The following is a 20,679-nucleotide window of genomic DNA, read 5'->3' on the forward strand; positions in this document are numbered from 1 at the left end:
ATTCTTATTTTAGCTTTTTTCAGAGTAAGTTACAATATATTTTTCGTAAAGAAGTTTAGTATTGTAGTGGATAGAATTGAATGAAACGTGAATAAATTATGACAAGAAAATGAAAATTTTCAGAAAAGTAAAATAAATTATTTATTTTTTTCTGAAAATATAATATAGTTATGGCACAGAAAGTATTTTAACATAAGGAGGCTGTTTATGAGGATTAAAGGGAATTATGTGCCGAAAAGGGAAGTTTTATTTTGCTCAAGTTCAATTACGATAGGGGAAGCACTGGAGCATTTAAATAAAACTGGCTATCGTTGTGTACCGGTTTTAGATGAAAAAAAAGAGAAATATTTAGGGAATGTATACAAAGTAGATATTCTAGAATATAAAGGTTCACTGGAAGAGAGTGTAGTACAATTATTAAACGATAAAGAAGGTTATGTCAGAGAAGATTCTTCGTTCTTTAAAGTATTTTTTACAATAAAAAAATTACCTTATTTATCAGTAGTTGATGAAAAAGGCATCTTTCTTGGAATTTTAACGCATAAAAAAGTTTTCGAGTTATTAGAAGATGCTTGGGGCGTTCATTCTAGTAAATATTCTGTCATGATTGGGACACAGGATTATAATGGAGCCATTCAAAAATTATCGACAGTATTAAAAAAATATACAGGTATCCAAAGTTTAATGACTTTTGATAATGACGCCTTATTAGTTCGGAGAATTATGTTTACATTAGGAGAAGAGTTTAACGACGATGAATTAGATACGTTACTGAAAGATTTAGAAGATCATGGATTTAGAGTTGTATATGTGGAAGAGATGAAAAATCCACGTGAAGTTGAAACGATAGAGTAACATGCAAAAGCCATCTAATTATGTGGGATGGCTTTTGTTATGTTACGCGAATAAAGTTTTTTAAAAATAACGATAGGGTTAAAAGTTGAGATTGTAACAATATTTGTGTGAAAGAATAAAAAATGTAGATAATTTTGATTTTCAAAAAAATCAATTTGAAAATATGTTTTTATTTTTCAACTAAATATGTTACTATATGTGTGATAAAAACAAAGAGGTCTGACAACTACACTCCACGCAATACCACTCTAATGAGTTAAATATTCAAAAAAATCAAAAAGTAATAATTAGAGTAAAAATAAGGGGAATGGAGAAATTATGGAGAAAGACACTGCTTTGTAAGGGGCATATTTTATCAGCTTGAGTAGAGAGGAGGATGCATAGCATATTGTGAAAATAGAGATAAACAATGGAAAAGTGCTATGCAAATGAAAAGTATGAAGGGACGTTTAAGGCCAGGTGATACGGTAGCAATTGGTTTAATGTTATTTGCACTATTTTTAGGAGCTGGAAATTTAATTTTCCCACCAGTTTTAGGGCAACAAGCTGGAGAAAATGTTTGGGTTGCTACAATTGGATTCCTTGTGACGGGAGTCGGATTACCCCTATTAGCTGTAACAGCTGTCGCGTTTGTAGAGGGGGACTTGAAAGCGCTATCTTCTAGAGTTCACCCGATATTTGCGTTTATTTTCCCATTGATTAGCTATTTAGCAATTGGACCATTTTTCGCCATTCCGCGTACTGGAGCCGTTTCATTTGAAATGGGTATGAAGCCATTTTTATCAGAGGCATTGGTTTCCGAATGGTACATGCTATTTCTTTTCACGATAGTTTTCTTCGGAATAACTTGGTATTTATCATTAAATCCATCTAAGTTAGTGGATTGGTTCGGAAAATTTCTTACACCATTGTTAGTATTGATTGTTGCTGTTATCGTCGGAAAGGCAATTATTGACCCAATTGGAGAACCAGCTGCGCCACTAGCAGCGTACAAAGAAAATGCTTTCTTTGGTGGATTTATTCAAGGATATTTAACGATGGATGCAATTAGTGCGCTTGTATTTGGAATTGTCGTTGTACAAGTTATCCGCTCTAAAGGAATAAAAGAAAGTAGTGAAGTTGCAAAAATAACAGTAGTATCAGGTATTATTGCAGTACTTGGTTTAACGTTAATCTATTTATCACTTGCTTATCTTGGTTCGACAAGTACATCACTTGGAGTATCAGAGAATGGTGGACTTATTTTAACGAATGTTGTAAATGAGTTATATGGAACAAGTGGTAAAATTTTATTAGGGCTTGTCATTATACTTGCTTGTTTAACAACTTCTGTTGGTTTAACATCAGCTTGTGCTGGCTTCTTTACAAACTTATTCCCTAAGATTTCGCATAAAACGATTGTAACAATGGTATGTGTGTTTAGTTTAATTGTATCTAACCTAGGTTTAACACAATTAATCGCAGTTACTTTACCAGTGTTAATGATCATTTATCCAGTAGCAATCGTATTAATCGTACTTTCTTACTTCCATAAATGGATTGGGAAGCGTAATACCATTTATATTGGAGCTATTTTAGGTGCATTATTAATTAGTTTCTTTAACGGTTTAGAAAGTGCGAAGATTAAAATTGACGCGATTTCTAACGTACTACAAATGTTACCATTATATAATGAAGGAATAGGATGGTTAATCCCATCATGTATTGGCGGGATCCTCGGTTTCTTCTTCTATAAATCAAATGAATCAAGTGAACTACAAAAGAAAGGTGCTTAGGCGCCTTTCTTTTTTTAAAGGGGATTTTTTTGTTTTGTCTAAGTAATAAATGGGAGGAATGATAAAATGGCTAATTTTGAAGATTTTTTAACTTTGGATTTACGGATTGGGACTGTAACACATGCAGAGGAATTTAAAGAAGCGAGAGTACCAGCGATTAAACTAGAAATTGATTTTGGAGAGCTTGGAATTAAGCAGTCAAGTGCTCAAATTACGAAGAGATATACTCCAGAAGATTTAATCGGTCAGCAAATCGTTGCTGTTGTGAATTTTCCGCCAAAACGTGTAGCTGGATTTAAATCAGAAGTACTTGTTTTAGGAGGAGTACCTGAAGCTGGTGATGTTGTATTACTTCAGCCGAATATGGAATTACCAAATGGAACAAAAATTAGTTAGTGTAAAGGCGGGGGAACATGGATATCGGACACGAATATTTACAATGTGCCATTTCGAATTTTAAAGCAACAAAGAAGCAAGGAGAGAGGGTGCTTTCACAATTATCATACGAACAGATTGAATGGTCTTCTCATGAAGAAACAAATAGCATAGCAATCATAATTAAGCATCTACACGGTAATATGCGTTCTAGATGGACGGATTTTTTAATATCTGATGGTGAAAAAATAGATCGTAACCGAGATGCTGAATTTGAAGGGGGTTATTCTTCTAAGGGAGAGGTACTCGCAGCATGGAATAAAGGATGGGAATATGTTTTTAATACGATGAATGTGCTAACACCGGAAAACTTATTACAGACGGTATATATTCGTGGTGAAGCACAAACTGTCATGCAAGCAATTGAAAGACAAATTTCTCATTATGCTTTGCACATTGGCCAAATGATTTATATCGGTAAAATGTTAAAAGAAAATGATTGGGAATGTTTAAGCATTCCTAGAGGGCAGTCTGCACGTTATGTAGAGAAAAAGCGTTCAACATAATAATAGGAAAGAAACCGATATAAAATTGGAAATAAGAAAATGAGCCAAATAATAGATGGTTCTGTAATCATAAGAATACTCCCAAAAATAAGTCCATATATAATAAGAAAGAAATTTAAAAGTGTATTCACAGGGATAAATCTTGAGATGAACACTTGCTGTCGTTTAAAGCAACCAATGTGAAATAAATACAAGCGGAAGTACAATGTGGCAGTAATAAGATCTGTCTTTCGCGTAATTCTTTTTTTGCATGTATGACAGATGAACGGTGGTTGCATCTCATTACGCTCCATTTTTCATATTTGTAATCATGTAAGATAAAAGTAGGTATAAAGTGTATATCCCTACATACGCTCCTGATATAAGAAAAAACGGATTTAGTAAAATGCTATGAATGCTTGTCATGAAAACTAAATCTTGCATTAAAACATCATATATATGAATAGAAATAATTGTACCGAGTACATAAATTGCTAAGTACGCTGAGATATGGAATGCAACACGGATTGTAGGATGCTTAGCAAGCCAATAAAAAATAAATGATAGTACAATGGGTAATGTTCCTATTAGTAGCTTCAATTCAGTTCACCTCATTAACAATATAGCCGGAATTTAGACGGTCTATTCTCTAGAGCTTGTACATAACTTGAAATAGAGAGGGTGATAGTATGAATCGAGGTTTTTTTTATGTGAAGTTCACAAGTGTACGTAAGTTAATTTTATTTATTATTGCTACAGTACTAGCGACTTTTTTTCTTATTAGTATGATGGTAACTTCTATGAAAGAGACAAAGTCAACGTATTTATATAATTGGTTAAACGAGTTATCGATGAATGGTTACATGTACGTACTGGGAAAAGAGAATCATTATTTTACACAGGAATATCGAAATTTAAATCAAGATTTTTCAATTTCTTCGTTTCTCTTTTCTATGGCTACGAATATTCGTTTTAACGATGTACGCAGTTTTGTCGGAAAAGAGCTACCTGGTTTTGGTAAGTACGATACAGAAATTGTTATTGCGGGTGAAGGGACAAATTATTCTAACTTACCGATAGAGTCGAGCGTGCCACTTGAAGAAGTAGTAAAAGAACGGACTGGAGAAGGTGGACAGGCTCCAAAGCCGGATGGGAACAAAGAGAAAAAGCAACCGGCTCAAACGACAGGGAAACGACAAGTTGCGTTTATTTATCATTCACATAGCTGGGAATCTTATTTGCCGTTACTGAATTTAGCAAATGATCCAAATCCGAATAAAGCGACAAGTTCCGTCACGAATATTTCAATAGTCGGCGACCGATTTCGTGAACAATTAGCAAGTGAAGGGATCGGAGCTACTAACGACAAGACTGATGTCGGTCAAAAGTTGATTAGTAAAGGGTTAAATAGTAATAGTTCTTACAAAATGTCACGGGAAATAGTACAAGAAGCAATGACTGGCAATAAAGAACTGCAATACTTCTTTGACTTACATCGTGATAGTGCTCGGAAAAATGTCACGACAAAAACAATTGAAGATAAATCATATGCGAAGCTTGCTTTCGTCATAGGAAAAGGCAATAAAAATTATGAAAAAAACTTACAATTAGCAACGGCTTTACATGAGACGATTAGTAAGAGGTATCCAGGCGTTAGTCGTGGTGTCATTCAAAAAGGATTCCAAACAGGAAATGGTGTCTACAATCAAGATTTGTCAGGACAAGCGATATTAATTGAAGTTGGTGGCGTAGATAATACAGAGGAAGAACTAAATCGATCGATTGATGCACTTGCTAAAGCGTTTGGTGAATATTTCTGGCAGGCAGAAAAAGTGAATGGATAAAGTGAAACAGAAATGAATGAGAGAGTCTGAAAAAACGTGAGTGTAATGCTTGCGTTTTTTGTAATTAATGATGCGTCACAGAATAGACATAATTTGTCGATGTGATAGTAATATCGAAATTTGTCAAATTATACTGGGAGATTTACAAAGGGATTTTCTAGTAAGTAGAGAAAATCTTTTTACAAGGAAAACTTTTTATTATGAAACTGGTAGGGTGATTGAAGTGATTAGAGAGATCAAAATAGAAGATGCAGCACCATTTTTGCAATTAAGTAAGCAACTAGACGAAGAAACGAAATTTACAGCCGAGCAACAAGAAAAAATGATTCATCGCTTTATAGAAAATAAGTTTGCAACGATATTGGTAGCAGTTGAAGAAGAGAGGATAGTAGGGTTTATCTTAGTGAATGGAAATCATATTCAAAGAAAAAGACATGTAGCAAGTATTGTAATTGGTATTTTGCAAGAGTATAGCGGGCGAGGTATTGGGACGAGATTGTTTAAAGAGGCTGAGAAGTGGGCAAGATTACATGATATATGGCGTTTAGAATTAACGGTAATGGCCCACAATACAAGAGCTCAGGCACTATATACAAAAGCTGGATTTGAGAAAGAAGGTGTCAAAAGAGCTGCTCTTATTATCGATGGAGAGAACATCGATGAGTATGAAATGGCCAAATTATTAAAATAAGAGGTCGTTATATGAAAAAAAGATGGACACTACTTGGTATCGTAGCGATGATACTCATTGTTGGAGTAGCAGGAATCAATTATAAAATGTATAAGGATAAGCAGGCGCGCGAGGTAAATGTAAATAACATATTTCCGAAAGCGAAAGAAACGATTGCGAATATGGATGGAGATATTGCGGTCATTAGTAATCCAAATTCGATGCTTGTGCTTGTAAATAAAAGTAGGCGTTTACCAGATGGGTATAGACCGCCAGATTTAGTTATTCCGAAAGTACGTTACTCAAGTGAAGGTGATCAAGAAAAGAAAAAAATGAGGAAAGAGGCAGCAGGGGCGTTAGAGGAAATGTTTCAGCAAGCGGATAAGGAGCATATCTTCTTATTTGCAGTCTCTGGATTTAGATCTTTTGATCGACAAAAAGCATTAAATACGATGTATAAAAAACAAGATGGAGAAGCAAAGACAGCGATGTCTAGTGCAGTTCCTGGAACGAGTGAACATCAAACAGGGCTCGCAATGGATATTACATCTCAATCTGCTAAGTTTCAGTTAGAGACAATTTTTGGTGAAACGAAAGAAGGGCAGTGGCTTTCTGAAAATGCCCATAAATTTGGTTTTGTCATTCGATATACAAAAGAGAAAGAATCGCTTACGGGCTATCGATTCGAACCATGGCACGTGAGGTATGTGGGAAATCCACAAGCTACATATTTATATGAAAATCAACTGACACTTGAAGAAGTAACGCAATGAACAATTGAGGGGAGAGAAGGATTATGACGATGTTATATAAGAAAAAAGTACACGCATATGTGACAAGAGAAAAAGAGGGAGTTATGCAACTGCTTGTTTTTAAACATCGTGATATACCTGAAGCTGGTATACAAATACCAGGGGGGACAGTTGACGAAGGGGAAACGTTAGAAGCAGCGATTTTACGTGAAGTACAAGAAGAGTCTGGATTACGTCATTTATGTATAGAGCGTTTTCTAGCAGATTATATTATACATGTGAAGGACAAACAGGAATATGAAAAACGTCACTTTTTCCACGTAACGTTACTAACAGATGTAAAGGATACGTGGGAACATATTGTAAGTGCCGGTAAGGAAGATGAAGGTTTAGTGTTTTGCTACGAATGGATTGATATTGCAAAATGTCCTGAATTAGCCGGGAAACAAGGGGAGTTTTTACATCTGTTAGAAGAAGTATACGTGCAGTAATAATAGGGTCTGAAGCGAAGGTGAACTCGTTTCAGACTTTTTTTATTTTTCAGGAAATAAAAGGTTTTTACATTGGTAAGTTGAATTCTTTTAAAGGGCTTGTAGTGAGTTGTATATGCGAGGAGCGGAGAAAATGAACAACGAATATGTACTTGTAAAATCAATAAAAGGCTTTATAAAAGGAGAATAATAATGGAGATTCAGTTCAAAACACTATTACAAAAAGAATTAACAATTCATGATATACAAACAGCGATGGAAGCTGGGCAATTATCTTCAAAAGAATTAGTTATGTATTATCTTCATAGAATCGCAAAGTATGATCAAGATGGACCAAAAATTAATTCTATTTTAGAAATCAATCCAGATGCTATTTTTATTGCAGAAGCGCTAGATCATGAAAGAAAGACAAAAGGAATAAGAGGTCCATTGCATGGTATACCTGTGTTACTTAAGGATAATATTGAAACGAATGACGCTATGCATACAAGTGCAGGTACAATTGCTCTAGAACAAAATATAAGTAGTGGAGATGCATTTCTCGTTACGAAACTGCGAGAAGCAGGAGCAGTCATAATCGGAAAAACAAATATGACAGAATTAGCAAATGGAATGTCGTTTGAAATGTGGGCTGGATATAGTGCAAGAGGTGGACAAACAATAAACCCTTACGGTACAGGTGAGGATGACATGTTTGTTGGTGGCTCAAGTACAGGATCTGCGATAGCAGTTTCCGCTAATTTTACAGTAGTATCTGTTGGAACAGAAACAGATGGTTCTATATTGAGTCCGGCGGTTCAAAACTCTGTAGTCGGTATTAAACCGACTGTTGGTCTAATTAGTCGTAGGGGAATTATTCCGCTTACTTATTCACAAGATACAGCGGGACCATTTGCTAGGACAGTAAAAGATGCTGCTATTTTGTTAGGGAGTTTAACTGGGTTGGACGACAAGGACGTAGCTACTCATAAAAGTGAAGGGATAGTAGAACATGATTATACAAAATATCTTGATGTTAACGGTTTAAATGGAGCAAAGATTGGTGTATATAGTAATGCGCCAAAAGATTATTATGAAACTGGTGAGTATGATGAAAAATTGTTTAAGGAAACGATTGAAGTATTGCGTAGTGGGGGAGCAACAGTAGTAGAAAATATTGATATTCCGTCTTTTCATAGAGAATGTAGCTGGGGAGTATCGCTTTATGAACTAAAGCATAGTTTAGATAACTATCTTTCTAAACTACCTTCTACTATGCCAGTACATTCTATTTCAGAGTTAATGGCGTTTAATGAAAACATAGCTGAAAGAGCTTTGAAATATGGACAAACTAAGTTAGAAAGAAGAAAAGATTTTCCTAATACGTTAAGAAATCCAGAATATTTAAATGCAAGATTAGAAGATATATATTTTTCACAAGAACAAGGTATTGATTTTGCACTGGAAAAATATAATCTTGATGCAATTCTATTCCCTTCTTATATCGGATCCACTATATGTGCGAAAGCAGGTTATCCATCTATAGCGATACCAGCGGGATATATGGATAACGGGAGACCATTTGGAATTACGCTTGCAAGCACTGCTTTTTCTGAGGGGACTTTGATTAAACTCGCATACGCTTTTGAACAAGCGACAAAGCATCGGAAATCTCCTAACTTATCATAAATAAAATAAATAGGGCAGGAAATTCTGTCCTATTTATTTTGTTCATTAAAGTGAAATGTTTTTTTGCTTTGTCTTATCATATTTTAATAAGTTAAATGATAAACAAGCAGAGCACAATATAATATTTCAGTATTTAAAATAATTATAATTTGAAAATTAAATTTTCAGAAGAATTTCATTTTTTGTCACTTTTTGAAAGGAATTTTCATGTATAATGAAGAATATATTAATATAGTATTTTAATAATACTTATTATAACAGTGAATATGTACAATAGCTCGTAGTAAGCGCCCGCGTATTAGAAAGGGCGGATAAACCATTCTTTTCTTCATATACATATAGAAAATGAGAAAGAAAGTGAGGGTTGCATATGGCTGCTTGGGTAATGTGGTTTATAATAGCTGGTATTTTATTTATTGCAGAAATGTTGTCGATTACATTTTATATGCTTTGGCTTGGAATTGGGGCTGTTGTCGGAGGTCTAATAGCTTTGTTTGCTCCCGAAGCACTACTGTTACAAGTTATTGTCGGTGCGATTGTAAGTTTAACATTGACTTTCTTTACGAAAAGAATTTCAAAAAACTTTCGAGAAGCAAAAGGTTTTACAGATACAGTAGATATGCTAGTCGGTAAAAAAGGGATTATTATGCAAGCGATTACAAATGAAGCGAATGGTATTGTGAAGGTGGATGGAGATACTTGGACAGCTATTGCAGATGATCCAATTGATGCTGGAGAAAAAGTTATTGTTATAAAGAGGCATAGTACTATATTACAAGTAAAAAAGGAGAGTGAATAAATATGGTTGCAGCATTAACATTAACCATTATTTTCGCACTAATTGTTGTTACATTTATTGCATTAACAATTAAAATTATTCCACAGCAAAAGGTTGGAGTCGTTGAAAGATTTGGTAAGTTTCAACGTGTTATGCAGCCAGGATTAAATTTATTAATCCCGATTGTAGATCGCGTTCGTGTATATCATGACTTACGCATTCAACAAACGAATGTACCACCGCAAAAGGTAATTACGAAAGATAATGTACAAGTAGAAATTGATACGATTATTTTCTATCAAGTCGTTGAACCGGAACTTGCGACATATGGTATTTCAAACTATGAATACGGTGTTCGTAACATTACTTCAGCAACGATGCGCCAAATCATTGGTAAAATGGAACTGGATGAAACGTTATCTGGTCGTGAAAAAATTTCAACAGAAATCCGCTTAGCACTTGATGAAGCTACAGAAAAATGGGGCGTTCGCATTGAACGTGTTGAAGTTGTCGATATTAATCCGCCGAAAGATGTGCAAGCGTCAATGGAAAAGCAAATGAAAGCAGAACGTAATAAACGTGCGATTATATTAGAAGCTGAAGCTGCAAAGCAAGATAAAGTTCTTCGTGCTGAAGGTGAAAAGCAAAGTAAAATCCTAATGGCTGAAGGGGATAAAGAAGCACGTATTCGAGAAGCGGAAGGTATTAAAGAAGCAAAAGAATTAGAAGCGCAAGGGGAAGCAAGAGCGATTGAGGAAATTGCAAAAGCAGAACAAAATCGAATTGAATTACTTCGTGAAGCGAATTTAGATGAGCGTATACTTGCTTACAAATCATTTGAATCATTAGCTGAAGTTGCAAAAGGACCAGCAAATAAAGTCTTTATTCCGTCTAATGCAATTGAAACACTTGGTACTCTTGGAGCAATTGGAGAAATCTTTAAAGAAAAACAAGCGAAGAGATTGCCTTCGTCAGATACACCAAACGAACAATAATAGCGAAAAAGAGAAATGGGATTCCATTTCTCTTTTTATTTTTGAGCTGAATAAAAAAATATTAGCCTCTTTGCCACTATGGGTAGGACTTTTTTGTATGGCCCGTTTGAAAGAATAATAAGTTTAGACTACTTGGAAATGTTAAGTTGAACAACTGTTATAGAAAGCTATTTTGTTTCGGAAGATTAAGAATATGATATAATGGGATTTTGTGGATATGAAACAGGGGAGTGGAGAAAAATTGCAAATACTACTAATAAGACACGGAGAATCAGAAGCTGATATCTTAAACGTACATGAAGGACGAGCTGACTTTGAATTAACAGAAAAGGGAAGGCAGCAAGTGCAAAGACTTGTACGGAAGGTGAAAGAGGATTTTCCGCCAGATTTCATTTGGGCAAGTACATTAAAACGAGCTCGTGAAACGGGTGAAACATTAGCGGAAGGAATTGGGTGTTCAATTCAATTAGAAGAGGAATTAATGGAGTTCAATAATGGAGTACAAGCAGGTCTTTCATTTGAAGAAGCAAAGAAATATCCCGAGCCAAAGTTTCTTCATGATCGATTTGAAAACGGGGAGTCATTTATTGAGTTTCGAATGAGAATAGAAGGAATCTTTTCTAAAATCGTGACAGAGAATACATATGATCGAATTGCAATTGTTGCACATGGCGGTGTAATAAATAGCCTATTACGTGCGTTTTTCAAAATGCCCATTTCAATGGATTATTATTTTAAAATGGGAGATACGGGAATCAGCTTAATTGAAATGGATGGCGAACAAAAAACGGTACATTTCATTAATGATACGAATCATTTGGACGGGATGTAAAGACCTATGTACAAAGTAGTGTTTTTTGATGTTGATGGAACGCTTTTAAGTGAGATTGATAGAAGTATGCACGAAAGTACAAAGGAAGCGATACAAAGATTAATAGATAAAGGGATTCACGTAGTTGTTACAACAGGGAGACCATATAACTTATGCGCGCAATTTAAAGAGATGGGCATACATACAATTATTTCAGCAAATGGTGCGCATATTAAGTGTGGAGAAACCGTTATACATAAATCGGTACTTTCAAGTGAAATCGTTCATGATATCTCAGAGTTTGCTGCATTACATGGTCACAGTATTTCTTATTTTACTGAAGGTTTTGCAATGAACGGAATAGCTTCAGATAATGAGCGTGTAATACAAGCGCTTAGCGAGACGTTACATTTAAAGGAGTACCCTGAAAAAAGCAAGGATTTGTCTAAAGAGATTTATTGTTTATGTCTGTATGCGGATGAAATGGAATCTCAAAAATTTATTGAAAAGTACCCAATGCTTACATTCGAACGTTTTCATGGTTATGTCATAAATGTATTGGAAGATAGTAAAGTATCGAAGCTAACTGCAATTCAAAAAGTATTGGAGCATTTAAATATTTGTAAATCAGAAGCGGTTGCTTTTGGTGACGGTAGAAATGATATTGAGATGTTGCAGTATGTAGGATTAGGAATTGTGATGGGGAATGCTGGAGAAGAGTTAAAAACAAGAGCTGATTTCGTTACAAAGAAGGCGAGTGAAGGTGGTATTTTATTTGCCTTAGAGAAGTTTCATGTCGTCTAACATACCTTTATTGAAATAAAGGTATGTTAGGATCTTTAATATGCTCACATAATAAAATATGAATTTGCCCACGATGATGATAAAAGTGTGCAACAATTTCCAGCAACCATTCAAAGCGTGAATAAGAAATACCCCAATAAGCAGTCTTCATTTCCGCTAATTGTTCATTGGAATAGGATAAAAAAGTTTTAGAAAGTAAATCGTAGCCCTGTATCATCGTTTGTTGCATTTGCGTAATTGTTTCGGGTGTTTGTTCTTTATAGAAAGTATGTAGTTGTTTTTCTGTAATACCATTTAAAATAAGTAGATCTGCATGGCAAATAAGAGAAAGATGTGCCCACATTTCAAATAATGACCGCTTTGAGTGAATGGGGTGTATTTTTAATTCGTCTTCTTTATATTGCATAAGCATTTGAATAGAAGTATCAACAGCAACTTTAAGTTGATGTAAGGCAGATTGAACAACCATTGTAATTCTCCTCTTCTCCGTATATAATAGTTTCTTGAGGGTATTATATCATGCTCAAAATTCCGAAAATTCTAGTAGTTTGACTAGCATATTGAAAAGTATTATATTGTAAAAGGTCATATGAAACGTGAAATAGAATGGAATGCAATTATTGAGTTAGGAGTTAGACCAATGAGTTTGAAATATGGAAGAGATACAATTGTTGAAGTTGACTTAAATGCAGTAAAACATAATGTAAAAGAATTTAAAAAACGTGTGAATGATGAAAATATTGCAATGATGGCTGCTGTAAAAGCAAATGGGTATGGCCACGGAGCAGTTGAAGTTGCGAAAGCTGCTATTGAAGCGGGAATAAACCAGCTTGCAGTTGCATTTGTAGATGAAGCGATAGAGTTAAGAGAAGCAGGAATTAACGTGCCGATTTTAATTTTAGGCTATACATCAGTAGCAGTCGCGGAAGAGGCAATTCAATATGACGTTATGATGACTGTTTATAGAAGTGAAGATTTAAAAGGTATAAATGAAATCGCAAACCGTCTTCAAAAGAAAGCGCAAATTCAGGTGAAAATTGATACAGGAATGAGTCGTATCGGTTTACAAGAAGAAGAGGTTATACCATTTTTAGAAGAATTAAACCGTATGGAGTATGTAGAGGTAGTAGGAATGTTTACACATTACTCTACGGCAGATGAAATCGATAAATCATATACGAATATGCAAACAAGTTTATTTGAAAAAGCTGTTAATGCAGCAAAAGAATTAGGAATTCATATCCCATATATTCATAGTTCAAATAGTGCAGGTTCGATGGAACTTAGCAATACATTTCAAAATATGGTTCGTGTAGGTATTGGAATTTATGGAATGTATCCTTCAAAAGAGGTAGATCATGCAGTTGTTTCTTTACAGCCTGCGTTGTCGTTAAAATCAAAAGTAGCTCACATTAAACATGCGAAGAAGAATCGCGGTGTAAGTTATGGGAATACGTATGTAACGACTGGTGAAGAATGGATTGCAACTGTACCAATTGGCTATGCTGATGGCTATAATCGTCAGTTATCTAATAAAGGGCACGCATTAATAAATGGAGTCCGAGTACCTGTTATTGGCCGTGTTTGTATGGATCAGCTCATGTTAGACGTTTCAAAAGCAATGCCAGTACAAGTTGGGGACGAAGTTGTATTCTACGGTAAACAAGGTGAAGAAGAAATTGCGGTAGAAGAAGTAGCAGATATGTTAGGTACAATTAACTATGAAATTACATGTATGTTAGACAGAAGAATCCCGCGAGTTTATAAAGAAAATAATGAAACGGCTGCTGTTGTAAATATACTAAGAAAAAACTGAATCGATATGATTCAGTTTTTTTATTTTACATTATAATAGTCATGCTTCGTTTTCATTTCAAAACCACATTGTGTATATAGTTGTAAAGCATGGTTATTTTTCGTTTCGACGTCTAATTCAATTGTTGAAGTTCCTTCTGTAATAAGGGTATGTACCATATAACTAAGAATATCTTTTCCGTATCCTTTACCTTGATATGAAGGATGAACGGCGAATCCTGATAGTATAGTAGATTGCTCTTGCTTAGAAACTGTAATCGTTCCTATCACTTTTTCGTCGATAAGAGCACTATACACTTGATGAGAAGGTGAATTCATCATCTTTTGTAACCATATAGAGGTATTTTCTACTGAATCTCCAAAGGCTTGACTGGAAAGGTCAATAAGATCAAGAAGTGATTCTGAAGATGCAAGAGTGAGCTGTATAGTATTCTTTGTTGGTTTTTGTACTTTTTTTGCTAGGAACTCCATACTATATTCATTATATAAATAAGGTAACTTCATATGCTTTGCAAATTCTTTCCCAGAAGCGGAATCCCCATTCATAATAAGAAGTACTTCATCTGCCCCTCTTTTCGTATTTCTTTCATTGCAGTTTGTAAAAGAGTGGTGCCTATATGTTGTTTCCTATAGTTCGGGTGAACAAACCCTATTAACTCCAGTTTTGTCGGTCTTTCAAAGTCATATATACTTAATGCACCAATTAATTGAGTATCGTCATAGAGTAAAAAATCATGTATCTCTTCTTTATTACGAGCATTTAAAAAGTTTACATATAAATCTGAAGAGTAATCAATTTGATCGTATTGTCCGCAAAAATGAGCTAAATCTTTCATTTGCTGAATTTCGTTGGCTGTTAAAGATTGTTTTTGTTCAATATTCATTTCATAATCTCTCTCATTCTTATTTAAAAATAGGCTGGATGACTTAGCCACTTTTCTAACTCCACACTGCCCTGAACAGATAATAACCGGTACAAATATCGATAGGGACGTCTACATTCTGCAAGATGAGGAATGGGCATAACAGTTTCGTATCCTTGTTTAAAAGAACGAGCTTCTTTTTCTGTAAGCACATATTCTAAGCCGATAAAATCAAACTCCCGGGGAGCAACTGCGTAAGCTTCTGTATCTACTAAACCTGTAATAGTTGTACCATCTGATAAAAACTGAGTAGGGTCCATATCAATTAAAACGAGCGTTGATTCCTTTGGTGCTGGTAAGGAAGAAAGTTGTGATTCAAAAGTAGGAAATGCATTTTGTATGCTTTCATTATCGGAATAAAACATATTTACAAGTTCTTTACTGACTTTTAATATGTGAGACTTAAATTCTTCTAGTGGAACTTGGAAAGTACATGATGGATTTCCTATATAATCGGCATTACATTTATGTATTTCTGCAAGCCCTTTTCCAAGACTGATTAAAACAGAATCTGGTTGTCCGATAAAAGATTGAACTGTATTACCTGTTAACTTTTCGACCACAACGAATTCACGGCCATTTAAAATATGTTTTTCTAATATTGTTGGGATGGGGAGATTCGTATATTCTTGCAGCAATGTATGAACTGCTTCTAAATGATGGACATTCCTTGGATCAATTCCAAATAGTTTTTTGCATCCCCACCAAAAATCATTATTTGGTTCTTCATTCATTTTAGAAGAACGAACGATGACTTCAGCATCTTCTGTTCGGACGAGAAACACATCGCTTGCATGGTTTTCATAGCCTGGGTGTAAAGCTTGAACAGATAAAATAGGTGAAGTGAATAGTTGTTGTAGCATGAAATTGCTCCTTTTTCTGTAAATTCTATAAATTCATTATACAACAGAATATGTTCCAAGTGGATAATGATAGGAACAACATAGAACTTACATACATTCTTGGTGAGAAATCAGTGTGTAAATTATATTTTTCTAGTTTTGTATGAATTATCAAAATAATGTTTTTGATGATAAATCTGTAAAAACACCCAAATGTAAATCTCTTATTTTTCATTAATTGAAGAGTAAGAGTTCTTTTATGAGAGTTATAATGTAGATTATGAAAAATATTTATCAATAATAAAATGAAGAGAAAAATGTGAAGAAATAGAATAGATTCCTTTATAATAGTTTTAAATTAATTAATATAATTAATTATTAATAATGTTAGATGGGAGAGAATATGATGGCAAATGTACTCGTAATAAATTTCCCTGGAGAAGGTCATATAAATCCGACTTTAGCTATTGTAAGTGAGTTAATTCGGCGAGGGGAGACAGTTGTTTCGTATTGTATTGAAGATTATAGAAAGAAGATTGAAGCAACAGGTGCACAATTCCGAGTGTTTGAGAATTTCCTCTCTCAAATTAATATTATGGAGCGAGTAAATGAAGGTGGGAGTCCTTTGACGATGCTGTCTCATATGGTTGAAGCATCAGAACGTATTGTTACTCAAATTGTAGAAGAAACAAAAGGGGAAAAGTACGATTATTTGATATATGATAATCATTTTCCAGTAGGACGTATTATAGCCAATGTTTTAAAATTACCTAGCGTTTCTTCTTGTACAACGTTTGCTTTTAATCAGTACATTACTTTTAACGATGAACATGAATCAAGAAAAGTAGATGAAACGAATCCATTGTATCAATCTTGTTTAGCGGGAATGGAAAAATGGAATAAACAGTATGGAATGAAATGTAATAGTATGTATGATATTATGAACCATCCTGGTGATATTACGATTGTATATACTTCAAAGGAATATCAGCCACGTTCAGATGTATTCGATGAATCGTATAAGTTTATCGGCCCATCAATTGCTACGCGTAAAGAAGTAGGGCGCTTTCCTATGGAAAATTTAAAAGATAAAAAATTGATTTTCATTTCTATGGGAACAGTTTTTAATGAACAACCTGAGCTATATGAAAAATGTTTTGAAGCGTTTAAAGATGTAGAAGCGACAGTCATATTAGTTGTTGGTAAAAAGATAAATATAAATCAATTCGAAAACATTCCGAATAACTTTAAGTTGTTTAATTATGTGCCGCAATTAGAAGTATTACAGTATGCTGATGTATTCGTGACACACGGTGGTATGAATAGTTCAAGTGAAGCGCTATATTACGGTGTCCCGTTAGTTGTAATTCCGGTAACAGGAGATCAGCCTTTAGTTGCGAAACGAGTGAGTGAAGTAGGAGCTGGAATAAGGCTTAATCGTAAAGAATTAACTTCTGAATCGTTACGTGAAGCTGTAGAGAAAGTCATGTATGATGTAACGTTTAAGGAAAATAGTCGTAAAGTTGGAGAGTCACTTCGAAATGCTGGTGGGTATAATAGGGCAGTTGATGAAATCTTAAAAATGAAAATGAATTCATACTCAAAACTTAAATAAATGTTTGGAGCACACTTACTGTAATATGTAAGTGTGCTTCTGTAAATAAATTACATAAAAAATCATTGTACAGGTGAAACTTTTGTGTATATAAGCTCATATCTTTGAATTGGTAGTAAAATTACGTTAAAATAATACTAAGAAAAGATATAAGTTTTGGGGGTAATGAATGAAAAGAGTATTTGAATACATATTATTAACAATTGGATCAATTATTGTAGCGGGTTCATTAGAGCTTATTTTAGCTCCTAATGGATTAGTAGATGGCGGGGTAACGGCCATTGCTATTATGGCAAATAAAGTTGCTGGATTACCGCTTTACGGAGTGTTTTTAGGGCTTAATATTCCTATCCTGCTTTTTACTGCAAAAGTAATGGGGAAGAAGTTCTTCATCCGTACATCCTATGCAAACGTTGTTACAACACTCGGATTAATCTATTTAAAACCATTTCCAGCGATTACAACTTCTGAACTATTAATTGTACTTTATGGTGGAGTACTGTTTGGAATTGGCGTTGGGATTGTAGTGAAAATGGGCGGAGCAATAGATGGATCAGAAATGTTAGCAGTTTGGATGAATAAACATTTTAAAGTACCAATTAGTACATTTTTACTTGCTGTAAATGCAGTTATTTTCACATTTGTAGCGATTTTATTTTCAATCGAGCAAGCGATGTTCTCATTAGCAATTTTCTATATTGTTACGAAGATGATTGATTTCATATTAGATGGTATTAATCAAGGAAAGAGCGTTATGATTATTTCTGGTAAAAATAAAGAAATAGGCGATCTACTTATGAAAGAATTACAATTATCTGTGACGTATCTACATGGAGAAGGTGGTTTTTTAGGGGAACATAAGAGAATCATTTATTGTATTACAAACCGTTTCATTTATCCAAAAATGAAAGATCTCGTTCTCTCTGTAGATCCAACTGCTATAATTGAAGCGTCTTATTCAACAGAAACAACAGGTGTTAAGCGTCCGGGAAGGGCAGCGAGATCAGAAAAATAGTGAATGAAATAGCTCCACGTAAGTATAACTTGCGTGGAGCTATTTTTATTTAGGGAACCAGGCTTTTTTTAGTAATTTGACAACAGTTTCGATACGATTCTCTGGAATACTGCCAAAACCGAGTAATACATACGAATCCTCCTTTACATTATGAACAGAATCATATGTGGAGAGAGGATATAATTTAATACGTTCTTTTGCAGCTGCATGAATAAGTTCCTGTTCGTTCATCCCATTATGAACGTGAAGTACGATATGAAGTCCAGATTGTTCACCGAGTATATGAACGTTGTTTCCCATTTCATTTGTAATAGATTTAATTAAAGAAATATGTTTTCTTTTATATAACGTACGACTTCGGTTAATATGGCGCTCCCAATCACCATTTTGAATAAAGGTGGAAAAGGTAAGTTGTTGAAGCGTAGAAACTGTTTGTTTAAACATACCATTAAGTTCTTGATAAGCTCTTAACAGATGAGGTGGTAAAACGATATATCCCATTCGTAAAGAAGGTAAAAAAGATTTCGAGAAAGTTCCCATATAAATAACGCGTTCATTTGAATCTAGTCCTTGTAAAGAAGGAATAGGTTTTCCTATATAGCGAAATTCCCCGTCGTAGTCATCTTCAATAATATATCCCTTACAATCATCCGCCCATTTTAATAACTCGAGTCTTCTAGATAACGGCATAATGATTCCAAGTGGAAATTGGTGAGATGGAGTGACATATGCTACATTGGAACCCGATTCACGTAAAGCGGAAATATGAATTCCTTTATCGTCTAAAGGAATAGGGTGAACAGGAAGGCCAGAACTTTGAATCATAGCAGGTATACGATGAAACCCAGGATTTTCGATTCCGTATTCTTTTTTTGAACCAAGTAGTTGAATTATTAGCCAAAGAAGAGGTTGCGTACCTGCTCCAATAATAATTTGATCAGGTGAAGAGTGTACCCCGCGAGCATGATATAAATACTTTGAAATATGTTCTCGTAGAATGAGCTCACCTTGAGGATCTTCTTTAGCAAATAATTCATTTTCATATTGAAATAAAGTTTCATGTAATGCTCTTTTCCAGTTTGTTATCGGAAAAGATTTTTGACCAATAAGCCCTTGGCTACAATCATAATCATATTGTTCGTTTTCTTTATTGTTAGTACTGTTTGACGCAAATTGCTGTTTCTTTTGAATGACATCAATATCAACTGCTGCAACAAAAATCCCACGTTTTGGTTTGCTTTCTACATATCCTTCAGCTAGTAGTTGTTGATAAGCGGATTCCACTGTAATACGGCTCACATTAAGTTGCACCGCTAAATTTCTGTGAGAAGGAAGGCGTGTACCGGCACGTAGTGATCCACGAGAGATTTCCCGTTTCATATATTCATAAATTTGTAAGTAAAGGGGTGTTTTACTTTGTAATGCTAATGGGATAGTCAGATCCATTCGTAGACGCTCCTTTTCATACTGGCCTTATAAAAAAGAATAAAACTGTCACTTAAGTTAAGGGCAGTTCCTTTCTATAATGATGATATAACATTTAGAAAATTTTATAAATAGTAAGGGGAGAATCATAATGAATATTAAAGAAGTAGTAACAGAAGTGGATTTACATGATGTATTTCCCGTATTACAGCAATTGCGAACAAAACTTTCAAGAGAAGAAGCAAGTTCTTTATGTCAAAAAATGAAAGAAGAAAATTATAAACTGTTTTCGCTACGTAATGAAGAGGATGAAGTTGTGAGTCTAGCCGGTGTAGCGATTTGTACGAATTTTTATAATAAGAAGCACGTTTTCGTATATGACCTAGTAACAGCAGAAGCTCATCGTTCAAAAGGGTATGGGAATGTATTACTCTCATATATAGAGAACTGGGGAAAAGAAAACGAATGTGGGTCCATCGCTCTTACATCAGCGTTTCCTAGGTTAGACGCTCACCGCTTTTATGAAAGAGAAGGCTATGATAAGGTAAGTTTTTCTTTTTATAAAGAATTATAAAGAAGGATAGGTTCTATATGACATAATATATAGAACCTATTTCATTTAGAAAGGTTTATAATTTATGTTGTTGAATTGTTTTTTTTGTAAATAATACAGAGAATGAT

General features: G+C 34.5%; 22 protein-coding genes and 1 pseudogene. 17 read left to right on the forward strand and 6 right to left on the reverse strand.

The window, feature by feature from the left end; translation table 11 throughout:
* Nucleotides 1-207: 207 nt before the first annotated feature.
* The 4 genes from cbpA to AAG068_RS10020 all read left to right on the forward strand — a co-directional run bounded on the left by cbpA (nucleotide 208) and on the right by AAG068_RS10020 (nucleotide 3,571).
* The gene (gene cbpA, locus AAG068_RS10005) at nucleotides 208-855 is read left to right on the forward strand and encodes a cyclic di-AMP binding protein CbpA (protein WP_342719151.1); all 648 of its coding nucleotides are present in this window, start codon (nucleotides 208-210) and stop codon (nucleotides 853-855) included.
* 437 nt (nucleotides 856-1,292) lie between these two features.
* Nucleotides 1,293-2,630 (forward strand): branched-chain amino acid transport system II carrier protein BrnQ4, encoded by a 1,338-nt coding sequence (gene brnQ4 / locus AAG068_RS10010; protein WP_428846002.1) that lies wholly within the window; start codon nucleotides 1,293-1,295, stop codon nucleotides 2,628-2,630.
* Nucleotides 2,631-2,696: 66 nt separating this feature from the next.
* A complete protein-coding gene (gene csaA / locus AAG068_RS10015; RefSeq protein WP_098669077.1) occupies nucleotides 2,697-3,026 on the forward strand; it encodes a chaperone CsaA in 330 nt (109 codons plus the stop codon).
* 17 nt (nucleotides 3,027-3,043) lie between these two features.
* Nucleotides 3,044-3,571, forward strand: coding sequence for a DUF1572 domain-containing protein (locus tag AAG068_RS10020; RefSeq protein ID WP_342719153.1), 528 nt, complete (start codon nucleotides 3,044-3,046; stop codon nucleotides 3,569-3,571).
* Here the strand turns inward: AAG068_RS10020 and AAG068_RS10025 are convergent.
* Both AAG068_RS10025 and AAG068_RS10030 read right to left on the reverse strand, forming a co-directional pair.
* Nucleotides 3,544-3,849 (reverse strand): permease, encoded by a 306-nt coding sequence (locus AAG068_RS10025; protein ID WP_342719733.1) that lies wholly within the window; start codon nucleotides 3,847-3,849, stop codon nucleotides 3,544-3,546. The genes AAG068_RS10020 and AAG068_RS10025 overlap by 28 nt on opposite strands.
* A gap of 4 nt (nucleotides 3,850-3,853) precedes the next feature.
* Nucleotides 3,854-4,150, reverse strand: coding sequence for a hypothetical protein (locus AAG068_RS10030; RefSeq protein ID WP_342719154.1), 297 nt, complete (start codon nucleotides 4,148-4,150; stop codon nucleotides 3,854-3,856).
* 89 nt (nucleotides 4,151-4,239) lie between these two features.
* On the opposite strand from AAG068_RS10030, the gene spoIIP reads away from it, so the two are divergent.
* The 9 genes from spoIIP to AAG068_RS10075 all read left to right on the forward strand — a co-directional run bounded on the left by spoIIP (nucleotide 4,240) and on the right by AAG068_RS10075 (nucleotide 12,363).
* Entirely contained in the window at nucleotides 4,240-5,394 is a 1,155-nt protein-coding gene (gene spoIIP, locus AAG068_RS10035; RefSeq protein ID WP_342719155.1) for a stage II sporulation protein SpoIIP, read from the forward strand.
* A 223-nt stretch (nucleotides 5,395-5,617) separates the two neighbouring features.
* Nucleotides 5,618-6,085 (forward strand): GNAT family N-acetyltransferase, encoded by a 468-nt coding sequence (locus AAG068_RS10040; protein ID WP_342719156.1) that lies wholly within the window; start codon nucleotides 5,618-5,620, stop codon nucleotides 6,083-6,085.
* An 11-nt stretch (nucleotides 6,086-6,096) separates the two neighbouring features.
* A complete protein-coding gene (locus AAG068_RS10045) occupies nucleotides 6,097-6,837 on the forward strand; it encodes a M15 family metallopeptidase (protein WP_342719157.1) in 741 nt (246 codons plus the stop codon).
* 23 nt (nucleotides 6,838-6,860) lie between these two features.
* Nucleotides 6,861-7,307: an NUDIX hydrolase gene (locus AAG068_RS10050; protein WP_342719158.1), complete on the forward strand. Its 447-nt coding sequence runs from the start codon at nucleotides 6,861-6,863 to the stop codon at nucleotides 7,305-7,307.
* A 192-nt stretch (nucleotides 7,308-7,499) separates the two neighbouring features.
* On the forward strand, nucleotides 7,500-8,975 hold the full coding sequence (locus AAG068_RS10055) for an amidase family protein (RefSeq protein ID WP_342719159.1): 1,476 nt from the start codon (nucleotides 7,500-7,502) through the stop codon (nucleotides 8,973-8,975).
* A gap of 370 nt (nucleotides 8,976-9,345) precedes the next feature.
* On the forward strand, nucleotides 9,346-9,774 hold the full coding sequence (locus tag AAG068_RS10060) for an NfeD family protein (RefSeq protein ID WP_342719160.1): 429 nt from the start codon (nucleotides 9,346-9,348) through the stop codon (nucleotides 9,772-9,774).
* Between the two features lie 2 nt (nucleotides 9,775-9,776).
* Nucleotides 9,777-10,748 carry an SPFH domain-containing protein gene (locus AAG068_RS10065; protein WP_098669087.1) on the forward strand — a complete coding sequence of 324 codons (972 nt, stop codon included), beginning with the start codon at nucleotides 9,777-9,779 and terminating at the stop codon, nucleotides 10,746-10,748.
* A gap of 241 nt (nucleotides 10,749-10,989) precedes the next feature.
* Nucleotides 10,990-11,580, forward strand: coding sequence for a histidine phosphatase family protein (locus AAG068_RS10070; RefSeq protein WP_342719734.1), 591 nt, complete (start codon nucleotides 10,990-10,992; stop codon nucleotides 11,578-11,580).
* Nucleotides 11,581-11,586: 6 nt separating this feature from the next.
* Nucleotides 11,587-12,363: a Cof-type HAD-IIB family hydrolase gene (locus tag AAG068_RS10075; RefSeq protein WP_342719161.1), complete on the forward strand. Its 777-nt coding sequence runs from the start codon at nucleotides 11,587-11,589 to the stop codon at nucleotides 12,361-12,363.
* 7 nt (nucleotides 12,364-12,370) lie between these two features.
* Here AAG068_RS10075 and AAG068_RS10080 read toward each other — a convergent pair whose 3' ends face one another.
* Complete coding sequence (locus tag AAG068_RS10080) at nucleotides 12,371-12,832, reverse strand: DinB family protein (protein ID WP_342719162.1); 462 nt, start codon at nucleotides 12,830-12,832, stop codon at nucleotides 12,371-12,373.
* A 171-nt stretch (nucleotides 12,833-13,003) separates the two neighbouring features.
* Between AAG068_RS10080 and alr the strand changes: the two genes are divergently transcribed.
* Nucleotides 13,004-14,179, forward strand: coding sequence for an alanine racemase (alr, locus tag AAG068_RS10085; protein WP_342719735.1), 1,176 nt, complete (start codon nucleotides 13,004-13,006; stop codon nucleotides 14,177-14,179).
* 20 nt (nucleotides 14,180-14,199) lie between these two features.
* On the opposite strand, the pseudogene AAG068_RS10090 reads toward alr, so the two are convergent.
* Together AAG068_RS10090 and AAG068_RS10095 are read right to left on the reverse strand one after the other, a co-directional pair.
* Nucleotides 14,200-15,062 (reverse strand): annotated as a pseudogene (locus AAG068_RS10090) (GNAT family N-acetyltransferase).
* 23 nt (nucleotides 15,063-15,085) lie between these two features.
* Complete coding sequence (locus AAG068_RS10095) at nucleotides 15,086-15,964, reverse strand: phosphotransferase (RefSeq protein WP_342719163.1); 879 nt, start codon at nucleotides 15,962-15,964, stop codon at nucleotides 15,086-15,088.
* Between the two features lie 385 nt (nucleotides 15,965-16,349).
* Between AAG068_RS10095 and AAG068_RS10100 the strand changes: the two genes are divergently transcribed.
* Both AAG068_RS10100 and AAG068_RS10105 read left to right on the forward strand, forming a co-directional pair.
* Nucleotides 16,350-17,558, forward strand: coding sequence for a macrolide family glycosyltransferase (locus AAG068_RS10100; RefSeq protein ID WP_342719164.1), 1,209 nt, complete (start codon nucleotides 16,350-16,352; stop codon nucleotides 17,556-17,558).
* Between the two features lie 169 nt (nucleotides 17,559-17,727).
* Nucleotides 17,728-18,573, forward strand: coding sequence for a YitT family protein (locus tag AAG068_RS10105; RefSeq protein ID WP_131933017.1), 846 nt, complete (start codon nucleotides 17,728-17,730; stop codon nucleotides 18,571-18,573).
* 45 nt (nucleotides 18,574-18,618) lie between these two features.
* Here the strand turns inward: AAG068_RS10105 and AAG068_RS10110 are convergent, their stop codons facing one another.
* A complete protein-coding gene (locus tag AAG068_RS10110; protein ID WP_342719165.1) occupies nucleotides 18,619-20,019 on the reverse strand; it encodes a PLP-dependent aminotransferase family protein in 1,401 nt (466 codons plus the stop codon).
* 130 nt (nucleotides 20,020-20,149) lie between these two features.
* On the opposite strand from AAG068_RS10110, the gene AAG068_RS10115 reads away from it, so the two are divergent.
* Nucleotides 20,150-20,572 (forward strand): GNAT family N-acetyltransferase, encoded by a 423-nt coding sequence (locus AAG068_RS10115; RefSeq protein WP_342719166.1) that lies wholly within the window; start codon nucleotides 20,150-20,152, stop codon nucleotides 20,570-20,572.
* Nucleotides 20,573-20,679: the final 107 nt, after the last annotated feature.

Source organism: Bacillus paramycoides (assembly GCF_038971285.1).
Lineage (GTDB): Bacteria > Bacillota > Bacilli > Bacillales > Bacillaceae_G > Bacillus_A.